A 22,836-nucleotide genomic window follows, 5' to 3' on the forward strand; every position below is an offset into this window, starting at 1 on the left:
GGCCGCGGACCGACGGCCGCCGGCTCCCGGGCCGAACCGCCCGGGCCCCGCCGAGACGGCGGACTACCGCTACTCGCCCGCGCGTTCGTAGCGCAGCAGGACGGTGCGCGCGTCCAACGTTTGCGAATCGACCAGCGTCAGCGGGTGCCGGGTCTCGTCGGCCCGGAAGACCGGCTTGCCGCCGCCGAGGATCACCGGGTGCACGAAGATCAGGTACTCGTCGATCAGGCCGAGTCCGGTGAGCGTGTTGGCCAGTCCGGCCCCACCGGTGAGCAGGATGTCCTTGCCGGGCTCCCGCTTGAGCGCGGCGATGTCCTCGGCGAGGTTCGCGCCGATCACCTCGGCGCCCCACTCGGCCCGCTCCAGCGTGGCCGAGACGACGACCTTCCGGGTCGCCCGCCAGATCGGCGCGAACCGCAGGTCGTGCGGGTCGGTGGAGATCGTCTCGGCGATCGGCCAGTAGCCGGACATCATTTCCCACACGACCCGGCCGTACAGGAACGTGTCGACCCCCTCGTTCAGCGTCTGGCCGAAGTCGGACAGCTCCGGGCCCATCACCGGCCAGTCGAATTCGCCCTTCGGCCCCTCGATGTAACCGTCGAGCGACTGGTGGACCATGTAGAGGATCTTGCGCATGTCGGGCTCCTGTCAGTGCCTGTCTTCGCTGTTCTCACGGTGAGGTCGGAGCCGGGCCCCGGTCCTCGACACCTCCCGGCGAATTCCCGAGAAGAGTTTTCGAGACCACTCCCGCACGTACACACCTCCATACGTACGTACATACGAGCGGGCAGGCGGGCGAAGGTGCCGCATGCCCGGCACCCGACCCGGGCACCGGATCACCCCCCGCCGGCCACCCGCGCCGCGCGTATCTCCAGGTAGCGCCGCTCGGGCAGGCTGGTGGTCCGGCGGGCCGCCGTGCGGTACGCCTCCCGGGCCGCTTCGCCGTCGCCCGCCAGTTCGAGCAGATGGCCGCGGACCGCCCAGAATCGGTGGTGCCCGGTCATCCGCTCGTCCTCGGCCAGCGTGTCGAGCAGGTCCAGGCCGGCTCGGGGGCCGTGCACCATCGCCGCCGCGACGCTCTGGTTGAGGGTGACCATCGGGCCCGGCGACAGGTGCGCGAGCAGTCGGTACAGCGCGAGGATCTGCGGCCAGTCCGTATCGTCGGCGTGCGCCGCCTCGGCGTGCACCGCGGCGATCGCGGCCTGCACCTGGTACGGCCCCGGCGGTCCCCACGTGAGCGCGTCGGTGACCAACGCGTCGCCCTCGCGGATCGCCTCCGCGTTCCAGCGACTCCGGTCCTGCTCGGCCAGCGGGATCAGCCCGCCGTCCGGGGCGGTACGCGCGGCCCGGCGGGCGTCGGTCAGCAACATCAGCGCGAGCAACCCGGACACCTCGCCGTCGTCCGGCCGCAACCGGCGCACCGCGCGGGTCAGCCGGATCGCCTCGGCGGTCAGGTCGGTGCGCAGCAGATCGGGGCCCGAGCCGGCGGTGTAGCCCTCGTTGAAGATCAGATAGAGCACGTGCAGCACCGCGCCCAGGCGCTCGATCGACTCGGGTCCGATCGCACCGCCGAACCGACCGCCGGCGGCCTTGATCCGCTGCTTGGCCCGACTGATCCGCTGCGCCATGGTGGCCTCCGGCACCAGGAACGCGTCGGCGATCTGCGCGGTGGTCAGGCCGCCGACCGCGCGCAGCGTCAAGGCGACCTGCGAGGCCCCCGTCAGCGCGGGGTGACAACACAGGAACAGCAGGGTCAGCGTGTCGTCGCGGTCGCCGGGCGCTTCGTCGCCGGGTGCGGGCGAGACGTGCTCGTCGGCCGGGGCCCGCGCGGCGAGCCGCTCCTCACGGTTGCGCCGGGCCCGTTCGCTGCGCCAGTGGTCGATCAGCCGCCGGTCCGCCACGGTGAGCAGCCAGCCCCACGGACTGTCCGGGATCCCCTCCACGGGCCATTGCACGGTGGCGGCCAGCAGCGCCTCCTGGACCGCGTCCTCGCACGCGTCGAACTGGCCGTGCCGACGGACGAGCACGCCGAGGACCTGCGGGGTCAGTTCCCGCAGCAGGCCCTCGACGTGCGCGTCCGGGCTCACATCTCCGTCCCGGAATCCGTCATCACCGGGCGTACCTCCATCGCCCAGTACCGGGCGTCCGGCCAGCGTGCGGCGATCTCGACGGCCCGCTCGGTGCTCTCGCACTCGACCAGCAGGTAGCCGGCGAAGTGCTCCTTGGCCTCGACGAACGGGCCGTCGGTGACCGCCGGTACACCGTCGCGGACCCGGACCGTCCGGGTCTGCGCGGGATCGGCGAGCGCCTCGCCGCCGAGCAGTTCCCCGGACGCGGTGAGCTCCGCCATCAGGGCGTCCACCTCGCCGAACAACTCGGTGCGCTCCGCCTCGGAGAGTTCCTCGACGAATCCCGGGCGGTTGTGGATCAGCAGCATGAACTTCATCGGGTGCCTCCTGGTGGCTCTGGTCTGGTCGGGTCTGGTCGGGCCACGCGGTCCACGCGGCGGCCCGATCCGGTCGGCGCGGCCCGATCGCAGGCTCGGGGTCCATCTCCCGAATCCCCCGGCGGGCCACTCGCAACCGGGTCGGAGCCGGCCGACGGTTCTCGACATCCCGGCGCACAGAATGTCGGATCGACGCGCCGAGGACGATCGCGCCCTCCCGGAACCCTCCGGAGTTCCCCGAACGACCACATTGCACGCCACCCCCGGATGCCCCGGACGCACCGGCCCCGGCCGAAGGCCGGATCCGGATCGTCATCGACCCGGATCCGATCGGGAGTGGGATCCGGGTCAGGCGATCCGACCCGGTTCGGCCACCGGAGCCGGCACGACCGCCCGCGCAACCCGGCCCGGCACCAGCACCCGGTGAATCGCCAACGTGCCGGCGATCGACGCCGCCCCGACCAGCGCGATCACATGAGCCGGTTCCAGCACCCCGGCCAGTGCTCCGGCGCCCGCCATCGTGAGGCCCTGGAGGGTCATCGTGCCGGTCATCGCCAGACCCATCGCCTGGCCGGTGGCGGCCTTCGGGACGGCCTCCAGGAAGCGGCGTTGCAGGCCGAGCTGGTAGGACAGACCCGTGCTGGACAGGACGAACAGGCCGGCGCTCACCCACAGCGGCGGGCCCGCGGCGAAGAACAGCAGCGGGACGCCGAGTTGCAGGGCGAGCCACAACGCCAGGCGTTCGCGGCGGGCCGGGCGTACGAAGCGCCCCACCACCAGGTCGCCGAGCAACATCCCGGCGGCGGCCGAGCCGTACAGCACCCCGGCGTGACCGGGAGAGTACGGGACGACCACGCCCTCGGCGGCGACGGCCAGGTTGGCCGGGATCCACTGGGCCAGCAGCAGGCCGCGCACCGCCCGGTCGCCGAGCAGTTCGCGATTGACCCGCAGGGTCGCGCGCACCGTGCCCTCGGCCCGGGTCGACTCGGTGCGCTCGGTGCGCGGCCCGGGCGCGAGGCCCAGGCGCACGACCACGGCGGACGCCAGCGCGGTCGCCGCCGCGAACAGCAGCGCGCCGCTCGACCCGACCAGCGCGAGCAGCAGGCCGCCGACCGCGAAGCCGAGCACCTGCATCGCGCCGGCGGTCATCCCGAACACCGAGCGCCCCAGCACGTAGGCGTCGCCGTGCAGCAGTTCGGGCAGCGTGCGCTGCCGCGCGGCGCCCGCGACCGGGCTGACCAGTCCCACGCTCGCGAGCAGCAACAGGACCGTCCACACCGGGAGTACGTCGAGCGCGAGCACCAGCGCGAGCGCGCAGCGGATCAGGTCGTATCCGGCCATCGCCGCGCGCACCGGCACCCGGTCGGTGAGCGAGAGCAGCAGCGCGCCGCCGAACGCCTGCGGAACGAACCCGGCGACGTAGGCGAGCGCGGACAGTGCCGGAGACCCGGTCCGTTCGTAGACGAGCACCGCGAGCGCGAGCATCCGCACGGTGTCGCCGATCAGCAGCAGGACATAGGAACCGAAGAGCACCCGGAAGGCGCCCACCGCGAAGACCTCGCGGTAGGTCGCCGGTTTGACGTCGTCGCCGATCATGCGGGCGAGCGTGCCGCGCCACGCCGCCCGCCGGCCAACCTTTCGGGCACCACCGAAACCTGGCAGGCTGCCGGGTGGGAGGCCACGCATGCTCAGGATCGAGGTCGGGCCGGCCGACGTGGCCCGCAGCAGGTTCGGCATCTCCCCGCTGGGCGAGACGGTGATGGTGCTGCGGACGTTGTCGGGAAACCACCAGGCAGGGCCGCTGCGGCCGTGGATCGAGCGGCTGCGGCCGGCGTACGAGCGACTGCGCCGGGAACTGCCGGCGGTCGCGGCCATGACGTCGCTGTACCGGCGCGGCGCCTACAACGCGGACTTCCTGCACCCGCCGCCCTCGGGGACACCGGCCGGCATCGGGGACGAGCTGACCGTGTTGCGGGCCACGTCGGCGGCCCGCGCCCACGGCGAGATCGCGCGCAACCTGCAGGGGATGCGCCCGCCTTCGGCCTCGGTCCGGGCGCTGCTCGACTCCCCCGACGTGGTCGCCCGCTTGGCGGATGCGATCGAGGCCGCGTGGACGACGTTGCTGGAGCCGCGGTGGCCGGCGCTGCGCGCCGTGCTGGAGCGCGATCTGGTGCGTACCGCCGGGCGGTTGGCGGCGTACGGCTGGGGTGCGGCGCTGAGCGACCTGTCGCCGCGGCTGCGGTGGCGCGACGAGGGCGTGATCGAGGTGACCCGCCACGCCGCCGACACGGTGACGCTCGACGGCGCCGGGCTGCTGTTCGTCCCGTCGGCGTTCGGTGCGTTCATCGCCTACGTGGAGCCGCCGTGGCCGTACGCCATCGTGTATCCGGCCTGCGGCGTGGCCGAACTCCTGGGTGCTCCGGCCCGCGCCGACGACGCCGCGCTGGCCGATCTGCTGGGCACCACGCGGGCGATGATCCTGCGCGCGCTGGCCACCCGGGCCACCACCACCCAACTCGCGGCCCGGCTCGGTCTCGGCCTGGGCACGGTCGGCGACCACCTGGCCGTGCTGCGCCGCGCCGATCTGATCACCGGCATCCGGGTGGGCCGCTCGGTGCACTACCAACACACCGCCCTTGGCGAGGTGTTGGCCGCGGGTTCGGACCGACCCACCGGAACACTCAGCCGGTGATCGCCACCAGGCTCGGGAGGTATCCCCGGGATTGCCCCGTGACGGTCGGGTGGTACGACTCGTCGACCGGCAACGTCAGCCCGTGCAGCCACTCCTGCGCGCCGCACACCCCGTGCCCCGCGAAGCGATCCCGGACGTCCGCGAAGTGGGCGCCGCCGGCCGCCGCGCGAGTCGCCGTGGTCTCCACCAACGTGTCGGCCGCCCGGTCCAGCGCGCGTCGCTTGTTCTCGCTCAACCCCAGGAGACAGGTGCCGAGTTCGAACAGGCGCGGATAGCCCAGCACCACGAGCCGTGCGTTCGGCGCCTGCCGGCGGATCCGCGCGTAGGTGTCGTCCAGCTCCGCGGGCAGCCGGTCGCGCGTGTAGTCCATCGACCGGGCCACCGCGTCCGAGCAGTCCCGGTCGCCGCCCAGGACGCAGGTCGTGATCGTCTCGGCGAATCCGACGTCGTTGCCGCCCGCGCTGATCGTCACGAGCGTGGTGTCGCCGTCCAGCACGGACAGTTGCCGTGCGCGCACATCCGCCGTGGTCGCCCCGGAGCACGCGACGAAGTCGAACTCGGCGGCCGCGTGCGCCTGTTGCCACAATGCGGGGTAGGCGTTCGCGCTGCGCTTGCAAGCGCCGCCGTCCGCGAGGTAGTCGCCCGCGCCGACGCCCGAGCTGTACGAGTCGCCCAGTGCCGCGTAACCGCCCTCGGGCGCCGCGACGCCGGCGGGCGCCGCGGCCGAGGGCGCGGCGATCCCCGCGAACGCGAGGGTCGCGGCGGCGACGAGGGAGACGGCGACACGGGACGGCGACGGCACGAGTGGATCTCCTCCGGAGCGTGGGCACGTTGTCGGAGGTATCGGCCGCCCGGTCGGCCGACTTGATCCCGATCACCCGTCGGAAGGACGCCCCGAGCACCCCGCTCATGGTCGGGACGACGCGGGCACCCGGTCCCTCACCCGCGTGCCGGCACCTGATCGACGGGCGCCCGATCGTGGGTGCGGAAGGTCTGGCGGTAGGTCATCGGCGGCACCCCGATGGTGGCGACCAGGTGTTGACGCAGCGAGGCGCCGGTGCCGAAGCCGGCCCGGTCGGCGATCCGGTCCACGGTCAGGTCGGTGGTCTCCAGCAGTCGCCGGGCGTGCTCGACCCGCTGCCGGGTCAACCACTGACCCGGCGTCATGCCCACCTCGTCCCGGAAGCGCCGGGTGAAGGTGCGTACGCTCATCCGCGCGTGGTCGGCCAACTCGGCCAACGACAGCGGGCGGTGCAGGTGTTCGAGGGCCCATTCCCGGGTCGCCGAGGTGGCCGCCGAGGACGGCTCCGGCACCGGGCGTTCGATGAACTGCGCCTGACCGCCCTCGCGCCACGGCGGCACCACGCAGCGCCGCGCGACCCGGTTGGCCACCTCGCTGCCGTGGTCGCGGCGCAGCAGGTGCATGCACAGGTCGATGCCGGCGACCACGCCGGCGGCGGTGAGGATGTCGCCGTCGTCGACGAACAGCACGTCCGGGTCGAGGTCGACCCGGGGGAAACGCCTGCGGAACCGGTCGGCCTCGTTCCAGTGCGTGGTCGCCGGGCGGCCGTCGAGCAGGCCGGCGGCGGCGAGCACGTAGGACGCGGTGCAGATGGACACGATCCGCACTCCCGGACGCAGCCCGGCCAGGGCCCGGGCCAGCGGTTCGGGGAGCCAGTCCGGTTCGTCGTTCTCGTCCACGCCGCACACGAAGGGCGGCAGGACCAGGGTGTCGGCGGTCGCCAGCGCCTCGACGCCGTGCTCGACGCCGATGGTGAAGTCGGCGCTGGTGCGCACCGGCCGGCCGTCGAGGCTGCACGTGACCACCTCGTACAGCGGTTCCCCGTCGGCGCCGGTGGCGGTGCCGAAGATCCGGACCGGGATGCCCAGTTCGAAGGGATAGACGTTTTCCAGGGCCAGGACCACGACGCGATGCATGGCCCGATCCTTTCACATTGTGGCTATCGGGCCACTCGATGGGGTCCGGCCGCCCCGACAGAGTTGGTCCCGCGCCGGGCGCCGAGAACCGGCGAACGGTCCCGGTCACCGCGCCGGGCACGAGGATCGACCCGAACACGGGCAGGGGAATGTGATGACGATGCGCGCCATCCGACAGGAGACGCTGGGCGGACCCGAGGTACTGAAGGTGGTCGAGGTGGAGCGCCCGACGCCCGGGCCGGCCGAGGTCCTGGTCCGGGTGCACGCGGCCGGGGTGAATCCGACCGACTACTGGCACCGGGCGAGCGGCGGGCTGCTCGGCGACACTCCCGTCCCGCTGGGCTGGGACGTGTCGGGTGTGGTCGAGGAGGTCGGCCTGGGCGTCAGCGTCTTCCGGCCCGGCGACGAGGTGTTCGGGATGCCCCGACTGCCACTGCCGGCCGGTGCCTACGCCGAGTTCGTCACGTCGCCGGCGCGCCACCTGGCCCGCAAGCCGGCCGGCCTCTCGCATGTGGAGGCCGCGGCGCTGCCGCTGGCCGCGCTCACCGCGTGGCAGTCGCTGGTGGACGCGGCCGACGTACGCCCCGGCCGACGGGTGCTGATCCATGCCGCGGCGGGTGGCGTGGGCCACCTCGCGGTCCAGATCGCCAAGGCGCGCGGCGCGTACGTGATCGGCACCGCCCGCGCGGCCAAGCACGAGTTGTTGCGCGGGCTCGGCGCGGACGAGGTGATCGACTACACGGCCGTCGACTTCGCCGAGACGGTCCGCGACGTGGACGTCGTGCTGGACACCATCGGCGGCGAGTACGGGCCGCGCTCGCTGCGCACGTTGCGGCCGGGCGGCCTGGTGGTCTCGCTGGCGTCGCCGGCGGAGGTGGACCTGGTGCCGGTCGCCGAGGCGGCGGGGCTGCGCGCGGGGTTCACCATCGTGGAGCCGGACCAGGGCGGGCTCAAGGAGATCGCGGCCCTGGTCGAGGCGGGCCTGTTGCGGCCGGTGATCGACGCGGTGCTGCCGCTCGAGCAGGCGGGCAAGGCGCACGAACTGGGCGAGAGCGGGCGGACCTCGGGAAAGATCGTGCTGACCGTGGTGGAGTAGTCGGGCCGCCGGGCCGGGCCGATCGACCCTCCCGCATACGCCGCACGTCGCACGCCGCTCGGTGCGGGGCTCGCGGCTCGGGGTCGTCCGGGCCACGTGCCCGGCGGTTCGGCTCGGCGCCCTCGACATAAGTCTGCGCGTGATCGACCTTCGGCCGCTGCGGGCGCCGACCGGGTCTCCCTAACATCGAGGTGGAGGCGGACGGATCCGGCCGCCCACCGCGGGGGAAGGGAAGGGCACGCCATGGCCGACGAGCGGACCGCCCACACGGACGGGTGGGCGGCGCAGGCCGCCGAGGGGCGCACGGTCCTGGGTTACTCGCGCGCGGATCGGCTGGTGATCTTCGGCGGGATACCGGCGCTCGGACTGTTGCTCGGGTTCGTGCTGCCGCCGCTGGCCCGGCTGGCGATGGAACTGCCGATCCTTCCCATGCGCTCGGTCGTGCGCATCGTCGGCGCCGCGGAGCAGCCGTCGCAGGTCGCCCTCGGCGCGGTCCTCGGCTTGATCCTGGGCCTGGGCGTCGCCTTCGTCGCCGTCGCGGAGTCGACCCGCTTCACCCTCACCGACACCCGGGTCCTGCTCGAGCACAACGACCGGAGCACCACGATCGAGCGGACCGCGATAGGCGCGGTCCGGCTCGACGACAAGCGGGTGGTCCTGTTCGACCACGACGCCCACCCGCTCGGCGGGGGCCTGCCGCGGGTCGGCCGGCACGCGGTGGCCCGGGCGTTCCGGGCACACGGTTACCCCTGGCGCGAGCACGGCACCACCGACGAGCCCGGGTAGCGCGTGCCTGATGGGCTCCGGGTCAGCGCGGTGTCAGGCGCTCGCGCATCGCGCGGTTGACCACGTGTCCGGTGCCCCGCGTCGGCATCGCGGGCGGCAGCGCGGCGGTCAGCCGGACCGGCGCCTCGTAGTTGACGGTCGTCACCTCGCGCAGATCCTCGCCGGACAACTTCGCGCCGCGCCGCCGCTTGGGGATGCCGGCGTTGTTCACCAGGATGTCCACCCCGCCGAGTTCCCGCTCCACCGTCGCCGCCAAGTCCGGGAGGGCCTCCACCTCGGCCGGGTCCAACGGCCACATCCGCGAGTCGGGGCTGTCCTCGCGAAGGTCGGCCGGCACCCGCGCCGGCCGCTCGGTCCGGCGCGCACCCAGCCCGACCACCGCGCCCTCGCGGGCGAACGCGCGTGCGGTCGCTGCGCCGATCCCGGAGGACGCGCCCGTCACGAGCACCCGCTGTCCGTCGAACCGTGCGCCCATGCCGTGGCCCGCCCTTCGTCACGGCCGGCCACCCGGCGCGGCCGGCGCCCGCGTGGAACGGATCATCGGCGCAGCGGCCGACGGAAACAAGAGACACCTCGCCCGGCCCGCCGCCCGCGTGCCCGAGCGTCCGGTCGCCCCCGGCCCGCCGACCAGACTTGACGAACCGGCAAGCCGGCGTTCGCCGGTACGTCGCCCGGCGCCACTACACACATGTCCATGACCTCAGTGGACAGAAGGACCCTCCTGCGCACCGGTTCCGTCGTCGGCGCGGGCCTGGCGATCGCTCCTGTGGTGGGCGCGAGCACGGCCTCGGCCTCGACGTCGGACGCGCCCGCGTACGTGGCCTCCGGCCGGCCGAGCCTGAGCCACGGTGTGCAGAGCGGCGACGCCACCGCGTCCTCGGCGATCGTGTGGGGCCGCGCCGATCGGCCCGGTCGGCTGATCGTCGAGTACGGCACCCGGCCCGACCTGCGCGACGCGCACCGCGTACGGGGTCCGTGGCTGACCCCGGCCGGCGACCTCACCGGCCGGGTTCGCCTGCGCGACCTGCCGGCGGGGCGGCGGATCCACTACCGCGTCCGGGTCGAGGGCGAGCGCGGTGCGGCCGGCGAGGCGGTGACCGGTTCGCTGTTCACCGCGCCGAGCGAGCGCAGCCGCTCCGACGTGCGGTTCGTGTGGTCCGGCGACACCGTCGGCCAGGGCTGGGGCAGCAACCCGGACATCGGCGGCATGACCATCTTCGAGCAGATGCGCCGGCTGCGTCCGGACTTCTTCCTCAACAGCGGCGACACGGTCTATTCGGACGGCCCGCTGGTGGAGAGCGTGCCGCTGCCCGACGGCCGGATCTGGCACAACGTGGTCACGCCGGAGAAGTCCAAGGTCGCCGAGTCGCTGACCGAGTACCGGGGCCAGTTCGCCTACAACCTGCTCGACCGCAACTACCGGGCGTTCGCCGCCGAGGTCGCCCAGATCAACCAGTGGGACGACCACGAGGTGCGCAACAACTGGTACCCGGGCCAGATCCTGGACGACGCGCGCTACACCGAGAAGCGCGTCGACGTGCTCGCCGCGCGCGCCAGGCAGGCGTTCCGCGAGTGGGTGCCGATCGGTGACGACCGGGTCTACCGCAAGCTCTCCTACGGCCGGCACCTGGACGTGTTCGTCCTGGACATGCGCACCTACAAGGACCCCAACGGCGACAACCGCTACGCCGACCCCGAGCGCGGGCTGCTCGGCGACCGGCAGCGGCGGTGGCTGATCGAGGGGCTGTCGCAGAGCCGGGCCACCTGGAAGGTGATCGCCAACGACCTGCCGCTGGGCCTGGTGGTGCCGGACGGCGCCGCCGCACAGGAGGGCGTCGCGCAGGGCGACCCGGGACAGCCGCTGGGTCGGGAGATGGAGTTCGCCACGATCCTGCGCACCGCGCAACGACGCGGCGTGCGCGGCATCGTGTTCCTGACCGCCGACGTGCACTACACCGCGGCGCACCACTACGACCCCGCGCGGGCGGCGTTCAAGGACTTCGACCCGTTCTGGGAGTTCGTCTCGGGTCCGTTGAACGCGGGCGCGTTCGGCCCCAACGCGCTGGACGGCACGTTCGGCCCGAAGGCCGAGTTCGTGCACGCTCCGCCGCGCGCGAACTACTCGCCGTTGGAAGGGTTCCAGCACTTCGGCGAAGTCGAGATCGACGGCCCCTCGGGTGATCTGACGGTCAATCTGCGCGACGGCGCCTCCACCGTGCTGTGGAGCAAGACCCTGCGGCCGGTGCGCTGACACCTGCCGCACAGCGCGGCGGGTACCGGGGAGTCGGGCACCCGACAGACATCCGGCACCCGACTCGGCACACCGCCCGGAAGCCCTCGTCGCGGACGAGGGCTTCCGGGCGCGGTCGATCAACCGGACCAATCGATACGGAACTTGCCCGCGGGCGCCGCCGGAGGGGTGCCGGGGCGGCGGCGGGGCCGCGCCGGGCGAAACATCCATCAGTACCCGAAAAAGCGCGACAAAGATCGTTCGCGGCTTCGATTATGCTCCGCCACCGGTTGCCCCTCGGGGGTCGGCGCACAGATCGAAGCGAGGCACAGACATGGACACGAAACGCGTTATACCGGGCCCCGACGACCCGGCCCGGAGCCCCGCCGGCGGGCGCGCCTTCCGTACCGTGATCCCCGCCGTCGCCGCGTGCCTGGTGCTGGGCGCGTGCGGTGGCGGCGAGGACAAGGCGGCCAAGGACGCGGACACCTCCACGGTCGCACCCAAGAGCGGCGGGACGCTGACCGTGGCAATGGCGAGCGACATGCGCTCGATGGACCCGTTCGGTGCGCTGAGCAACTCCTATACCGACAACAGCCGGCTCAACGCGGTCTACGACTCGCTGTTCTGGCACGAGGCGAAAACCGGCAAGGTGATGCCGCAGATCGGCGAAAGCCTGACCCCGGACCCGGGCAACGCCTCGTGGACGCTCAAGCTCAAGCCGAACGTCAAGTTCTCCGACGGCACGCCCTACGACGCGGCGGCGGTGAAGTTCACCTGGGACGAGCACGCCGCACCGGCGCGCAAGTCGTACCAGGCGGGCACGATCCAGGCGGTCAAGGCCACCGAGGTGGTCGACCCCACCACGCTCAAGATCACGCTGACCGGTCCGAACGCCAACTTCGACCACATCGTCGCGTCCAACCTGGCCTTCATCGTCTCGCCCGCCGCCTACCGCAAGGACCCGGCCGGCTTCGCCCGCAGTCCGGTCGGCGCCGGTCCGTACACGTTCAAGGAGTGGACCAACGGCGACCACATGACGTTCGTCAAGAACCCGGGCTACTGGCAGGGCGCGGGCAAGCCGTACGCGGACACCGTGGTGTTCAAGATCATCCAGGACAGCACGCAGGCCCTGGAGACCGTCTACTCCGGCGGCGCCGACCTGAAGGTGTCGGTCAACGCGGAGGACCCGGTCAAGGCCAAGCAGAAGGGCCTGGAGACCAAGGTCGTCACGATCATCGGCGGCGAGTCGCTCTACTTCAACAACAAACGCGCCCCGTTCGACGACGTCCGGGCCCGCCGCGCGGTGCAGCTCGCGCTGGACGCGAACGAGGTGAACAAGATCTCCTTCAGCGGCAACGGCACGCCCACGCACAGCATCTTCCCGCCGGACAGCCCGCTGGTGGACCCGGGTACCGAGACCGTTCAACGCACCGACCGCGCGGAGGCGCAGCGGCTGCTGAACGAGTTGGCGGCCGAGGGCAAGCCGCTGGACTTCACATACTCGATCCCGCAGAACGCGAACGCGCAGCGGACCGCCGAATACATCATGACCTCGCTCCAGGGCCTGAAGAACATCGGCGTCAAGATCGCCCCGATGCCCATCGCCGCGTTCCAGACCGACATCGTGATCAACAAGAACTACCAGGCCGCGATGTTCAGCTACTACCTCTCGGACGCCGAACCCGGGCTGTACGTGAACCTGTACAGCACCAGCCCGAACAACTACCTGCTGTACGCCAACCCCACCGTGGACCAGAACCTGGACAAGGCCCGGACCACGAACGACGCGGCCCAGCGCAAGGCCGCGTATACCGCGATCGCCGCGCAGCTCAAGCAGGACGCGCCGTTGTGGACGTACCAGTCGTCCGTGGTCACCGGGTTCCACCGCTCGACGGTGGTGGGCATGGTGCTCACCAACGACGGCATGGTGCTGATGGACCGGATCGGGCTCAAGGGCTGATCAGGGCCGCTCCGCGGGCCGCGAACTCGTAGGCTCGGGGCTCGGACTTGAGTCTCCACCCGGTGGAGACGGCACGGTGAGGGACATGGACGGCGCGACCCTGTATTCGATCGGCGACCTGGCGCGGCGGACCGGCTTGTCGGTTCGCACGATCCGGTTCTACGCGGACGCGGGTGTCGTGCCGCCCACTCAACGAAGTCCGGCCGGCTACCGGCTGTACGACCTCGACGCGCTGGTCCGCCTCGAACTCGTGCGCACGCTGCGTGACCTCGGCATCGATCTGGAGACCATCCGTCGCGTGTTGGCGCGCGAGGTCACCGTCGGCGAGGTCGCGCTGGCGCACGCGAACGCGGTGGACACGCAGATCCGCACCCTGCGGCTGCGTCGGGCCGTGCTGCGCGCGGTGGCTCGGCGGGGATCGAGTCCCGAGGAGTTGGAACTGATGCACAAGCTCGCGAAACTGTCCGACGAGGAACGCCGGAGGATCATCACCGACTTCCTCGACGCGACCTTCGCCGACCTGGACGTGGACCCGGACTTCCTGGCCAGGATGCGCTGCGGACTGCCGAACCTGCCGGACGACCCGACATCCGAGCAGGTCGAGGCGTGGGTCGAGCTCGGCGAGTTGGTCGCCGACCCCGACTTCCGCGCGTCGATTCGGCGGATGGCCGAGTACCAGGCGCAGGAGCGCGGCCGCGGCGAAGACGTCGCGCCGGACGCACACGAGCGGCTGACCACGGTCACCCGCGAACTGGTCGAGGCGGCCCGTACGGCCGGCGTCGAGCCGACCTCGCCCGAGGCCGAACCGGTGGTCGCCGACCTGCTCGCGCAGTACGCCGCCGCGTTCGATCGCACGCCCGACGCGGCCTTCGTCGCCTGGCTGGTCGAACGCTTCGAGATCGGTGGCGACCCGCGCGCCGAGCGCTATTGGCAGTTGCTGAGCGTGATGAACGGCTGGCCGTCCTGGCCGAGCATGACGCCGGTCTTCGCGTGGTTCCTCGCCGCGCTCCGCGCCCGGAACGGCACCGCGTAGTCCCCCGCACGCCCCGGGCCGCAGCGGGCTCGGGGCGTACGGCCGCGCCGTGGGCGGGGTTTCGCCGCAGGCGACCTCGCCGTGGGCGGGCCCGCGCATTCCTTGCCCTGGGGCCACGGACTCCGGCCCCGACACGAAGAGGGTGGTGGGCGGATGCGATCCGCCCACCACCCTCGATCATCCGGCGCCGGTGGAACCGGCCCCGTGATGGATCAGCTCACCAGGACGCCTTCCCGGTCGCCGTCGCCACCGGCCTTCGGCTCGTCCTCCTCGTCCGGGCGCTGCGCGAGCTTGCTCGGCCACCAGATCTTGCGGCCGATGTCCAGACCCAGCGCGGTGACCAGGACCGAGCGCACGATGAAGGTGTCCAGCAACACGCCCAGCGCGACGGTGAAGCCCATCTCGGCGAACGAGACGATCGGCAGCGTGCCGAGCACCGCGAAGGTGGCGGCCAGCACCAGGCCGGCCGAGGTGATCACACCACCGGTCGCGGACAGCCCGATCAGCACGCCGCGCCGGGTCCCGTGCCGCTTCGACTCCTCGTGCACCCGACTCATCAGGAACACGTTGTAGTCGATGCCCAGTGCCACCAGGAACACGAAGACGAACAGCGGGAAGCTCACGTCCGTGCCCTTGAAGCCGAACAGGTGCTCGAAGAGGAACACGCTGATGCCCAGAGCCGCGGCGAAGGACAACACCACGGTGGCGATCAGCACCAACGGCGCGATCACCGCCCTCAGCAGCAGGCCGAGCACGATCAGCACCACGAGCAGGATGAGCGGGATGATCACCTTGTCGTCGTGCTTCGACGCCTTGGCGATGTCCATCTGGGTCGCCGTGCCGCCGCCGACCTTGGCCGCGCCGTCCGGTACCGCGTGCATCGCGGCGCGGACCCGGTCGACGGTCGCCTTGGCCGCCGCCGAGTCGGGCGAGTCGCTCATCACGCCCTCGATCTGCACCCGCCCGTTCGCCGCACCGGTCTGGCGCACGCCGTTGGGGGCGATCCCGGGGGTCGCCTGAAGCGTCTGCATCAGCGTCGCCCCGGCCGACTCCCGGCCGATCACCACGATCGGGTCACCGGAGCCCGCCGGGAAGTAGCGCTCGGAGACCTCCTGGCCGCTGATCGACTGCGGCTTGTTGGTGAACGAGTCCTTGTTGGCGATGCCGTCGCCGTTGAGGTTGGTCAGACCGATGGTCATCACGCCGAGGATGACCGCGGTCACGATCCACACCAGACGCGGACCGCGGGCGATCTGCCGGCCGGCCTTGGCCCAGATGCCGTTCTCGTCGTGCGTGACGGCGTCCGGCTCGTACGCCGGGCGGATCGGCCAGAACACCCAGCGGCCGACGATCACCAGCAGCGCGGGCAGCAGCGTGGTCATCGCGACCAGGCCGACCAGGACACCGAGCGCGCAGACCGGGCCCAGGCCCTTGGTGGACTGCATCTCGGCGGCCATCAGGCACAACATGCCGACGCCGACCGTCGCGGCACTGGCCACGATCGCCGGACCGGCACGGAGCAGCGCGGCGGCCATCGCGTCGTGCCGGTCCTCGTACCGGTGCAGCTCCTCGCGATAGCGCGCGATCAGCAACAACGCGTAGTCGGTGCCGGCGCCGAAGATCAACACGGTCAGGATGGCCGCGCTCTGCCCGTTGACGACCAGGCCGGCCTTGGTGAACAGGTACACCACGGCCTGCGCCATGAACAGCGCCGCGACCGCCGAGATCACCGGGAGCAGCCACAACACCGGGCTGCGGTAGGTGAACAGCAGGATCAGGACGACCACGCCCAGCGTCGCGTACAGCAGCGTCCCGTCGATGCCCTCGAACGCGGAGGCCTGGTCCGAGCCGAGGCCGGCCGGGCCGGTGACGTACGACTTCAGGCCCGCCGGATTGTCCTTCAGAGCTTCCTTGAGTTGATCGACCGCGACATTGAGGTCGTTCCAGCCGCCGTCCTTGACGGTGATCGGAACCAGGGTCTGCGCGGCCTTGTTCAGCGGATCGAACGCCGGCTGCTCGACCTGGTTCGTGACACCCTTGGCGGTGCCGAACTTGGCCCGGTCCTCGGCTATCGCCTTCGTGTCGTCCGGCGTGAGGCCGGACTGCCGCTCGTAGACCACGACGGCGGGAACCGTCGTGTCCGGGCGGAAGTCCTTCTGTTCGTGGATGACCTTCGTGGACTCGGCCTCGGCGGGCAGCCAGGACGAGACCTCGTTGTTCTGAGCGTCGGTCAGCTTGCTCGAGAGCGGCATTGCCACGACGAGCAACACCACCCACAAGGCCAGCACGACCCACTTGGATCGACGCCCGCACGGCAACGCCGCAAGCGCCTTGATCCGGTTCATGTTTCCCCCAGCTGATGGGCTGATTCCAAGGAAGCAGCGGTCGATCGACAACATGGAGTCAGCTCGACGCCGGGTTTGACGGCCGGTGATCGAGACTGTCCACGACACCGCCCGGAGCCAACCGGACGGTGTCGAAATAGTTGTGGTGCATACAGGAGTTCAGACTGCGCGGCGCCCCGAAACTGATCGCTTGCCGACAGTCCGACGGCGGATTGTCCTGGATGGATGGCACCACCGTCCACCGAATACCGCCCAGTTGGGCACAGGGCGGGTTAATTCCTGGTGAACTCGCCGAATTCGAGGCGTGATTCAACGTCGAATCATGACGGAGCGGGCACGCGAGCCTACCGTCCGGCCCTCGCGGCTCGTCGTCAGGCCTCCTCGGTCGGGTCGGTCGAACCGATCGAGTCGGTTGGTTGGGTTGCTTCTGGCGAACCGGTCGCGCCGGTTGGTCGGGTCGGTTCGGGCGAGCCGGTCGGGTCGGTCGGGTCGGTCGGGCCGGTTGTGTCCGGGTCGGCCCTCGTCGTCCGGGGCAGCAGGGCCAGTCCGTCCAGGAAACGTTCGAGGACGGACTCGAAGCGCGCGTCGATGCCCGGCCCGGTTGAGTTGGCGCGCGGTCGCCACCAGGTGCGGGTAGGTGTCCGCGGGCAACGACGGCGCCCGGACCAACGCGTCGAGGGTCACCGCCGGCCGTCGTCGAGCACCGTCCGCCGGTGCCCGGCCCGTGCCCGTCATGCCCACTCCCTGTCGTCGACCCCGGCGGGCGTCACCGCCGAACCGTCGGGTCGATTCTCCCGCTGATTCAGGTCATTCCTCTTCCTGATTTGGGCCGCCTCCGCTGACGCCCATGCGTGGCTTGGCTTGTGTGGCTTGTGTGGCTGGTGTGGCTTGTATTCAGTAGAGGCTCGTCATCGCCTCGCGCACCTCGCGCAACGTCGCCCGGGCCACCGTGTCCGCCCGTTCGTTGCCCGCGTGCAGGATGCGCCGGACCTGGGCCGGGTCGCGCGCGTACTCGGCTCGGCGGGCCCGGATCGGGGCCAGGAACTCGTTCACCGCCTCGGTGACGGTCCGCTTGAGCGCGGCGGCGCCCGCCGGACCGATCTCCTCCGCGACCCGATGCGGGTCGCGGCCCTGGCAGAGCGCGGCCAACAGGACCAGGCCGGAGACCTCCGGGCGGGTCGCGGGGTCGTAGGTGATGTGCCGGTCGGCGTCGGTCTTGGCCCCGCGGATGAGTTTCGCCGTCTCGTCCGCCGTCGCCTCCAGCGCGATCGCATTGCCCCGGCTCTTGCTCATCTTGGTGCCGTCGGTGCCGAGCAGCAGCGGTGCGGCCGACAACAGCGCCTCGGGTTCGGGGAAGACGGGACGCCCGCCGGCCGGGTAGCGGTCGTTGAAGCGGCGGGCGATGGTGCGGGTCAGCTCCAGGTGCGGCAGTTGGTCCTGGCCGACCGGAACCAGGTTGCCCTTGCAGAACAGGATGTCGGCCGCCTGGTGCGCGGGATAGGTGAACATCAGTCCGCTCACCGCGGCCTGCCGCGAGTGCGCGATCTCGTCCTTGACCGTCGGGTTGCGGCTCAACTCCGCGACCGAGACCAGGCTGAGGAAGGGCAGCAGCAGTTGGTTGAGGGCCGGAATGGCGCTGTGCGTGAAGATCGTGGTCCGGTCCGGGTCGATCCCGACCGCCAGGTAGTCGAGCAGCAGCCCGTCGACGTACTCCGTCAGCCGGTCGGCCACGTCGCGGTCGGTGAGCACCTGGTAGTCGGCGATGACCAGGTATTGCTCGACACCCAGATTCTGCAGGCGCACCCGATTGTGCAGGGTGCCGAAATAGTGGCCCAGATGCAGCCGTCCGGTCGGGCGGTCTCCGGTGAGCACTCGAAATCGCCCAGGTTCGCGGCGAATCCGCGCTTCGAGAACGGCACTTCGAGCCTGCGCGGCGTTCGTACCGATCGAGTCGATCGAGTCGGTCAGGTCGATCGGGTCCGCCGACTCGGTCGGAAGGACCGAACCGGAGGTGTGCATCGTGGTGTTCGGTGTGCCGGTCATGATCTTCTCCTGGTCGGTGGACGGGTCGCCGTCCCGACGGCACCCACCCCTGATCCAGGGCACAAAAAAGGGCCGTCCGTCCGAACGACCCTGGTCATGCACGAATGGTGGTCGCCCCTAGAAGGAGCGCCACCAACTCTGACCCGCTGTGAACCGCATCCCCCAACCATACCCCGCCCCCTACACCCCCACGGGCAACTCCCCCGTACCCGAGACATCTCGCCGACCACCGCCCACCATCGGATTGCCGGACCGCTCGGGCCTCTGGTGGAGTGGCGCGATGATCACGCCACCTCTTTGGGAACGAGCCCTGCACCAGCGCGGCGCGATCTCCTCGGTTCTGGTCGCCGACGACCATGTACTGGTCCACGAGCGGACCAGCCGGCTCGTGCGGCTGAACCGCCACGACGGCTCGGTGACGTGGGACGCGCGGGTCGGCGACTGGCCGCGGAACATCGTGCGAGCAGGCGACGTGTGCCTGGTGCGGCCGCAGAGCCCGGACCGCCTCGACTGCCTCGACCTCGCGACCGGGTCGCCGCGGTGGCGGATCGGCGTGTCGAAATGGACCGGGCATGTCGCGGTGATCGCAGATGTGGTGCTGATCGGTGGATGGCGTGGATGGTCCCCGGTGCGAGCGCTCGACCTGCGGACCGGCGAACAGTTGTGGGAGGCGCGCCCGGGGTGTGCCACGGTACTGCCGGCGCGATTGGGGCACCTGGCGCTGATGGCGGAGGCGGAGGGCTCGCGGGTGTGGGCGATCGACCCTCGGACGGGTGTCGAGGTGTGGCGGGCGGGGCTGCCCGGGACACTGGGGATGATCGACGGCGGACCGGTATTCACGCCCGGGGGTGCAGGTCGGGTGGTCGCAAGGTGTGGGCCGGGTTCGCTCGCGGTGATCCGTGAAGGGTCGGACGTGGTGGGTGAGTTGCCGATGAATGGGCGGGAACTTCCGGCGGGGGCCGTCAAATACGTCGGCGGTCTGCTCTTCGTGCGTGAAGGGCGGGACGGTTACCGGGCCGTGGACCCCGCGAACGGGACGCTTCGATGGCGCGTGGACATCGCACAACCCCTGGCCGACGGGGTGGCCGGCACGCCTTCGGGGTTCGCGATGGTCACTCGCAACGGCACGCTGCTCCACCTCGATCCGGACGGGGGCATCGTCCGGCGCACCTCGCTCCACCGTCGGGTCGCCGAACTCCGCGGCGACGGCGGTTCGGAAGTATTCCTGCTCACCCGAGGCACGGTACTGGCCGCCGCCGTCGACGACGACGCCTGAGCGGGGACGGGCGCGGCCGTTGCTCGCGAGCCCGCGGCAAGCACGCCTCGGGGTGCCGGACTTCGGTTCCGGGCGTCCGAAGCGCACGTCGCCGTGCCGAAATGTGAACCCGGGCCGTCCGAAGCGCGGGCTGGTATGGCGCACTTGGCGTATGTGTCCGGTAATCGCCTGTCGCGGAGGGCTCGTTGCGGGCTAGCGTGGCAACGGCCGGCTGTTGTGTCGTGTTCGGCTGCCCGGATTCGTGGTGTCGGGGTCGGGACGGCCGGGCGGAAGAGATGCCGGTCGCGAACCGCGTTGGTCGAACGTGGGTTCGCCCCGGTTGGCTTCGGCCGGCCGGCGACTCCCCTGTTTCCGTTCCCGATCACCGACCCCCCGGACCACCGACGCCCGGACCACCGGCTCCAGGCCACCGACGAGCGGACCACCGGCTCCGAGCCGGCCGGTCGAGCCGGGAACCCACCCGAACCGATCCGAATAGCGCTGTGGAGAACCTTTGGGGAGGTATCCCTCCGCGGCGCGGCGGACGAGGCGGATGTGGCGGGCCCACCGCGCTCCGCCTCGTCGGGCCGACCCGGCGTGGAAACCGAGCCCGCGAGAGGGTGTGAGATCGCCCCGGGGCGCGGTCGCGCAATTGCCGCGCTTGCTGACACAGTGCCCCGAATTCGTGTTCCTTCGCCCGCTCCGACCGCCCCTGGCAGGCCCCTCATCTGCGGGGCTTCCGCCGAAAACGCCCCATCGCCCTTCCCGAGGGCGCTACCGTCGCCTACAAGGACCCGATGCCCACAGGCTCGATCCGTCTCCACGCTGCCGACACCCGGGCGGCGGGTCCGGAACACCCGCCAGGAAAGGCCCACCGCCGTGCCGCACCCATTGCTCGACGCCATCGACACCGCGCAGAACCCTGCCGACTTCCTGCGCTCGATCGGGACCGTGCACACCACGTTCGGCGACCAGGACTCCGGGGCGGTCTCCTACGGCGTGCACGCCGAGGGGAACTGGTTCGTCAAGACCGGCCCCAACCCCGCGTCCGCGCTCAGCCTGCGCCGCGCGATCGACCTGCACGCGCACGTACGACATCCGGCGATCGTGCCGGTGCTGCACGCGTTCAACGCCAACGGTGTCCCGGTGACGGTGGGGCCGTGGCGCACGGGCGAGGTGCTCTACCACTCGACGGTCAAGCGCGCGGGCAAGCAGTTGCGCACCGGCGCGGCCTCGCCGCTCGCCCGCTTCCGGGCGCTGCCGTTGGAGGACGTACACGCCGCCCTGGACGCGATCCTCGACGCGCACCGGCTGATCGACGCGGCCGGCTACGTGGGCGTGGACTGGTACGACGGGTGCGTGCTGTACGACTTCGACGCGCGGCGCGTGCACCTGATCGACCTGGACGAGTATCGCAACACGCCGTTCGTGCTCGACTGCGCGCGGCTGTCCGGGTCGACCCGGTACATGCCGCCCGAGCACAGTCGGCGCGGCGCGCTGGTCACCCGCGCCGGCACCGTGTTCCTGCTCGGCCGCACGCTGCGCCTGCTGCTGGACGCGGGCGACGAGGAGCGCGCGTGGCGCGGCACGCTGGCCCAACTCGCCGTGGTCGAGCGGGCGACCCGGCGCGACCCGGCCGAGCGCTACCTGAACGTCACCGAACTCTTCGACGCGTGGAGCGCGGTCGCGCCCGCCGGTCTGCTCTCCGGCTCGCACCGGGTGTGAGCACCCGAGCCCCGGACGCCTCGGGCACGTCCGGCACTTCGGACGCCCACCGGAAGGCGTGACACCCGGCGGGCTCAGCGCCGAGGTCGGCCGAACAGGTCGTCGCGCGCCTCGTCGAGGGCGGTCAGCACGGCACCGTCCAGGATCGCGTTGCCGGGCACCGTGCCCGCCAGCACCCGTGTGGTCAGCGGAGTCGCCTCGGCGAGTGCGGCCTCCACCCGATCGGCCAGCACCGTGCCGCCGGCCCGTCCGGTCTCGCCGCCCAGCACCACACAGCCCGGGTCGAGGATGACCGCCAGCGCGGCGACTCCGAGCACCACCCGGCCGGTGAGTTCGTCCAGGAACGCCGCACCCGCCCGCGCCTGCCGCGTCGAGCCCTCCTGCTCGACCGCCGCCCGGACGCATTCCACGGCATTGCCGGTGAAGCCGTGCCGGGCGGCCAGTTCCTCGATCGCGACACCGGAGACCAGCGTGTGGAAGCCGCCCTTGCAGTCGGTGCGCGAGGGCAGGTGACCGGTGCCCGGGACCGGGAGGAAGCCCAGTTCACCGCTGCCGCCCGAAGCTCCACGGCGCAGCCGCCCGTCCAGCATCACGCCCGCGCCGATGCCCTGGCCGAGCCAGACCAGCACGAACGTGTCCAGGCCTTGGGCCGCGCCCAGGCGCTGTTCGGCGATGGCGGCGAGGTTGACCTCGTTCTCCAGGACCACCCGACCGCGCTCGCGCAGCGCGGTCACCAGGAGGGCGTGCCAGCCCGGCAGGAAGTCGGCCGAGCGCTGGTTGCCGGAGACCGGGTCGATCAGGCCGGGAGCACCGATCCCGAAGGTGTGCAGCGTGTCGGCGCCGGCCCGGGTCGCCGCGTCGTCGACCAGTTCGAGCACATCGGCGAGGGCCTGTGCGGGATCGCGATCCGGCGGTATCGCCAGCGCGCCGGTCGCGACGGTCCGGCCGGCCAGATCGGCGACGGCCACCTCGACCCCGCCCACGCGCACGTCCAGGCCGGCGATGTGCGCGCGCTCGGCGACGATGCCGTACAGCCGCGCGTTCGGGCCGCGCTGTCGCTCGCCCGCCTCGCCGACCAGGTGGATCAGGCCCGCGCCACCGAGGCGTTCGACCAGATCCGCGACCGTGGGGCGGGACAGTCCGGTGAGGGTCTTGAGCTGGGAGGCGGTCAACGGGCCGTGCTCGATCAGCAGATCGAGCGCCAGGCGGTCGTTGATCGCACGGGCCGTGCTCGGCGTCGCGGTATGGGCGGCTGTCATGGATACCGATCCTCGCAGACTCTTT

General features: G+C 71.7%; 18 protein-coding genes. 8 read left to right on the top strand and 10 right to left on the bottom strand.

What is annotated here, in order from left to right:
- Positions 1-69 precede the first annotated feature (69 nt).
- The 4 genes from ACWCPW_RS15665 to ACWCPW_RS15680 all read right to left on the bottom strand — a co-directional run bounded on the left by ACWCPW_RS15665 (position 70) and on the right by ACWCPW_RS15680 (position 4,042).
- Positions 70-636, bottom strand: a complete 567-nt coding sequence (locus ACWCPW_RS15665) for a dihydrofolate reductase family protein (RefSeq protein WP_449762081.1) — start codon at positions 634-636, stop codon at positions 70-72.
- A gap of 200 nt (positions 637-836) precedes the next feature.
- Positions 837-2,087: an RNA polymerase sigma factor gene (locus tag ACWCPW_RS15670; protein WP_449762082.1), complete on the bottom strand. Its 1,251-nt coding sequence runs from the start codon at positions 2,085-2,087 to the stop codon at positions 837-839.
- Entirely contained in the window at positions 2,084-2,446 is a 363-nt protein-coding gene (locus tag ACWCPW_RS15675) for a YciI family protein (protein WP_331770782.1), read from the bottom strand. Before ACWCPW_RS15675 ends, ACWCPW_RS15670 begins: the two co-directional genes overlap by 4 nt.
- A 348-nt stretch (positions 2,447-2,794) precedes the next feature.
- Entirely contained in the window at positions 2,795-4,042 is a 1,248-nt protein-coding gene (locus ACWCPW_RS15680; protein ID WP_449762083.1) for an MFS transporter, read from the bottom strand.
- 88 nt (positions 4,043-4,130) lie between these two features.
- On the opposite strand from ACWCPW_RS15680, the gene ACWCPW_RS15685 reads away from it, so the two are divergent.
- Positions 4,131-5,138, top strand: coding sequence for a DUF5937 family protein (locus ACWCPW_RS15685; protein ID WP_449762084.1), 1,008 nt, complete (start codon positions 4,131-4,133; stop codon positions 5,136-5,138).
- On the opposite strand, the gene ACWCPW_RS15690 is transcribed toward ACWCPW_RS15685, so the two are convergent.
- A complete protein-coding gene (locus ACWCPW_RS15690; protein ID WP_449762085.1) occupies positions 5,128-5,940 on the bottom strand; it encodes an SGNH/GDSL hydrolase family protein in 813 nt (270 codons plus the stop codon). The genes ACWCPW_RS15685 and ACWCPW_RS15690 overlap by 11 nt on opposite strands.
- A gap of 137 nt (positions 5,941-6,077) precedes the next feature.
- The gene (locus ACWCPW_RS15695; protein WP_449762086.1) at positions 6,078-7,076 is read right to left on the bottom strand and encodes a GlxA family transcriptional regulator; all 999 of its coding nucleotides are present in this window, start codon (positions 7,074-7,076) and stop codon (positions 6,078-6,080) included.
- Positions 7,077-7,236: 160 nt separating this feature from the next.
- Here ACWCPW_RS15695 and ACWCPW_RS15700 point away from each other — a divergent pair, with 160 nt between their 5' ends.
- Positions 7,237-8,172, top strand: a complete 936-nt coding sequence (locus ACWCPW_RS15700) for an NADP-dependent oxidoreductase (RefSeq protein ID WP_449762087.1) — start codon at positions 7,237-7,239, stop codon at positions 8,170-8,172.
- A 243-nt stretch (positions 8,173-8,415) separates the two neighbouring features.
- Positions 8,416-8,958: a YqeB family protein gene (locus tag ACWCPW_RS15705; protein ID WP_449762088.1), complete on the top strand. Its 543-nt coding sequence runs from the start codon at positions 8,416-8,418 to the stop codon at positions 8,956-8,958.
- A gap of 22 nt (positions 8,959-8,980) precedes the next feature.
- Here ACWCPW_RS15705 and ACWCPW_RS15710 read toward each other — a convergent pair whose 3' ends face one another.
- Positions 8,981-9,433 carry an SDR family NAD(P)-dependent oxidoreductase gene (locus ACWCPW_RS15710; RefSeq protein ID WP_449762089.1) on the bottom strand — a complete coding sequence of 151 codons (453 nt, stop codon included), beginning with the start codon at positions 9,431-9,433 and terminating at the stop codon, positions 8,981-8,983.
- Between the two features lie 219 nt (positions 9,434-9,652).
- Between ACWCPW_RS15710 and ACWCPW_RS15715 the strand changes: the two genes are divergently transcribed.
- The 3 genes from ACWCPW_RS15715 (at position 9,653) to ACWCPW_RS15725 (ending at position 14,184) form a co-directional block, all read left to right on the top strand.
- A complete protein-coding gene (locus tag ACWCPW_RS15715; protein ID WP_449762090.1) occupies positions 9,653-11,209 on the top strand; it encodes an alkaline phosphatase D family protein in 1,557 nt (518 codons plus the stop codon).
- 313 nt (positions 11,210-11,522) lie between these two features.
- Positions 11,523-13,151, top strand: a complete 1,629-nt coding sequence (locus ACWCPW_RS15720; protein WP_449762091.1) for an ABC transporter substrate-binding protein — start codon at positions 11,523-11,525, stop codon at positions 13,149-13,151.
- Between the two features lie 85 nt (positions 13,152-13,236).
- Positions 13,237-14,184, top strand: a complete 948-nt coding sequence (locus ACWCPW_RS15725) for a MerR family transcriptional regulator (protein ID WP_449762092.1) — start codon at positions 13,237-13,239, stop codon at positions 14,182-14,184.
- 212 nt (positions 14,185-14,396) lie between these two features.
- On the opposite strand, the gene ACWCPW_RS15730 is transcribed toward ACWCPW_RS15725, so the two are convergent.
- On the bottom strand, positions 14,397-16,529 hold the full coding sequence (locus ACWCPW_RS15730) for an MMPL family transporter (protein ID WP_449762093.1): 2,133 nt from the start codon (positions 16,527-16,529) through the stop codon (positions 14,397-14,399).
- Between the two features lie 894 nt (positions 16,530-17,423).
- Entirely contained in the window at positions 17,424-18,572 is a 1,149-nt protein-coding gene (gene trpS / locus ACWCPW_RS15735) for a tryptophan--tRNA ligase (RefSeq protein ID WP_449762094.1), read from the bottom strand.
- Between the two features lie 148 nt (positions 18,573-18,720).
- Between trpS and ACWCPW_RS15740 the strand changes: the two genes are divergently transcribed.
- On the top strand, positions 18,721-19,848 hold the full coding sequence (locus ACWCPW_RS15740; protein ID WP_449762095.1) for an outer membrane protein assembly factor BamB family protein: 1,128 nt from the start codon (positions 18,721-18,723) through the stop codon (positions 19,846-19,848).
- A gap of 858 nt (positions 19,849-20,706) precedes the next feature.
- Positions 20,707-21,552 (top strand): serine/threonine protein kinase, encoded by an 846-nt coding sequence (locus tag ACWCPW_RS15745; protein WP_449762096.1) that lies wholly within the window; start codon positions 20,707-20,709, stop codon positions 21,550-21,552.
- A gap of 74 nt (positions 21,553-21,626) precedes the next feature.
- Here ACWCPW_RS15745 and ACWCPW_RS15750 read toward each other — a convergent pair whose 3' ends face one another.
- On the bottom strand, positions 21,627-22,811 hold the full coding sequence (locus ACWCPW_RS15750; RefSeq protein ID WP_449762097.1) for an ROK family protein: 1,185 nt from the start codon (positions 22,809-22,811) through the stop codon (positions 21,627-21,629).
- Between the last annotated feature and the right edge of the window lie 25 nt (positions 22,812-22,836).

Source organism: Embleya sp. NPDC001921, assembly GCF_053594475.1.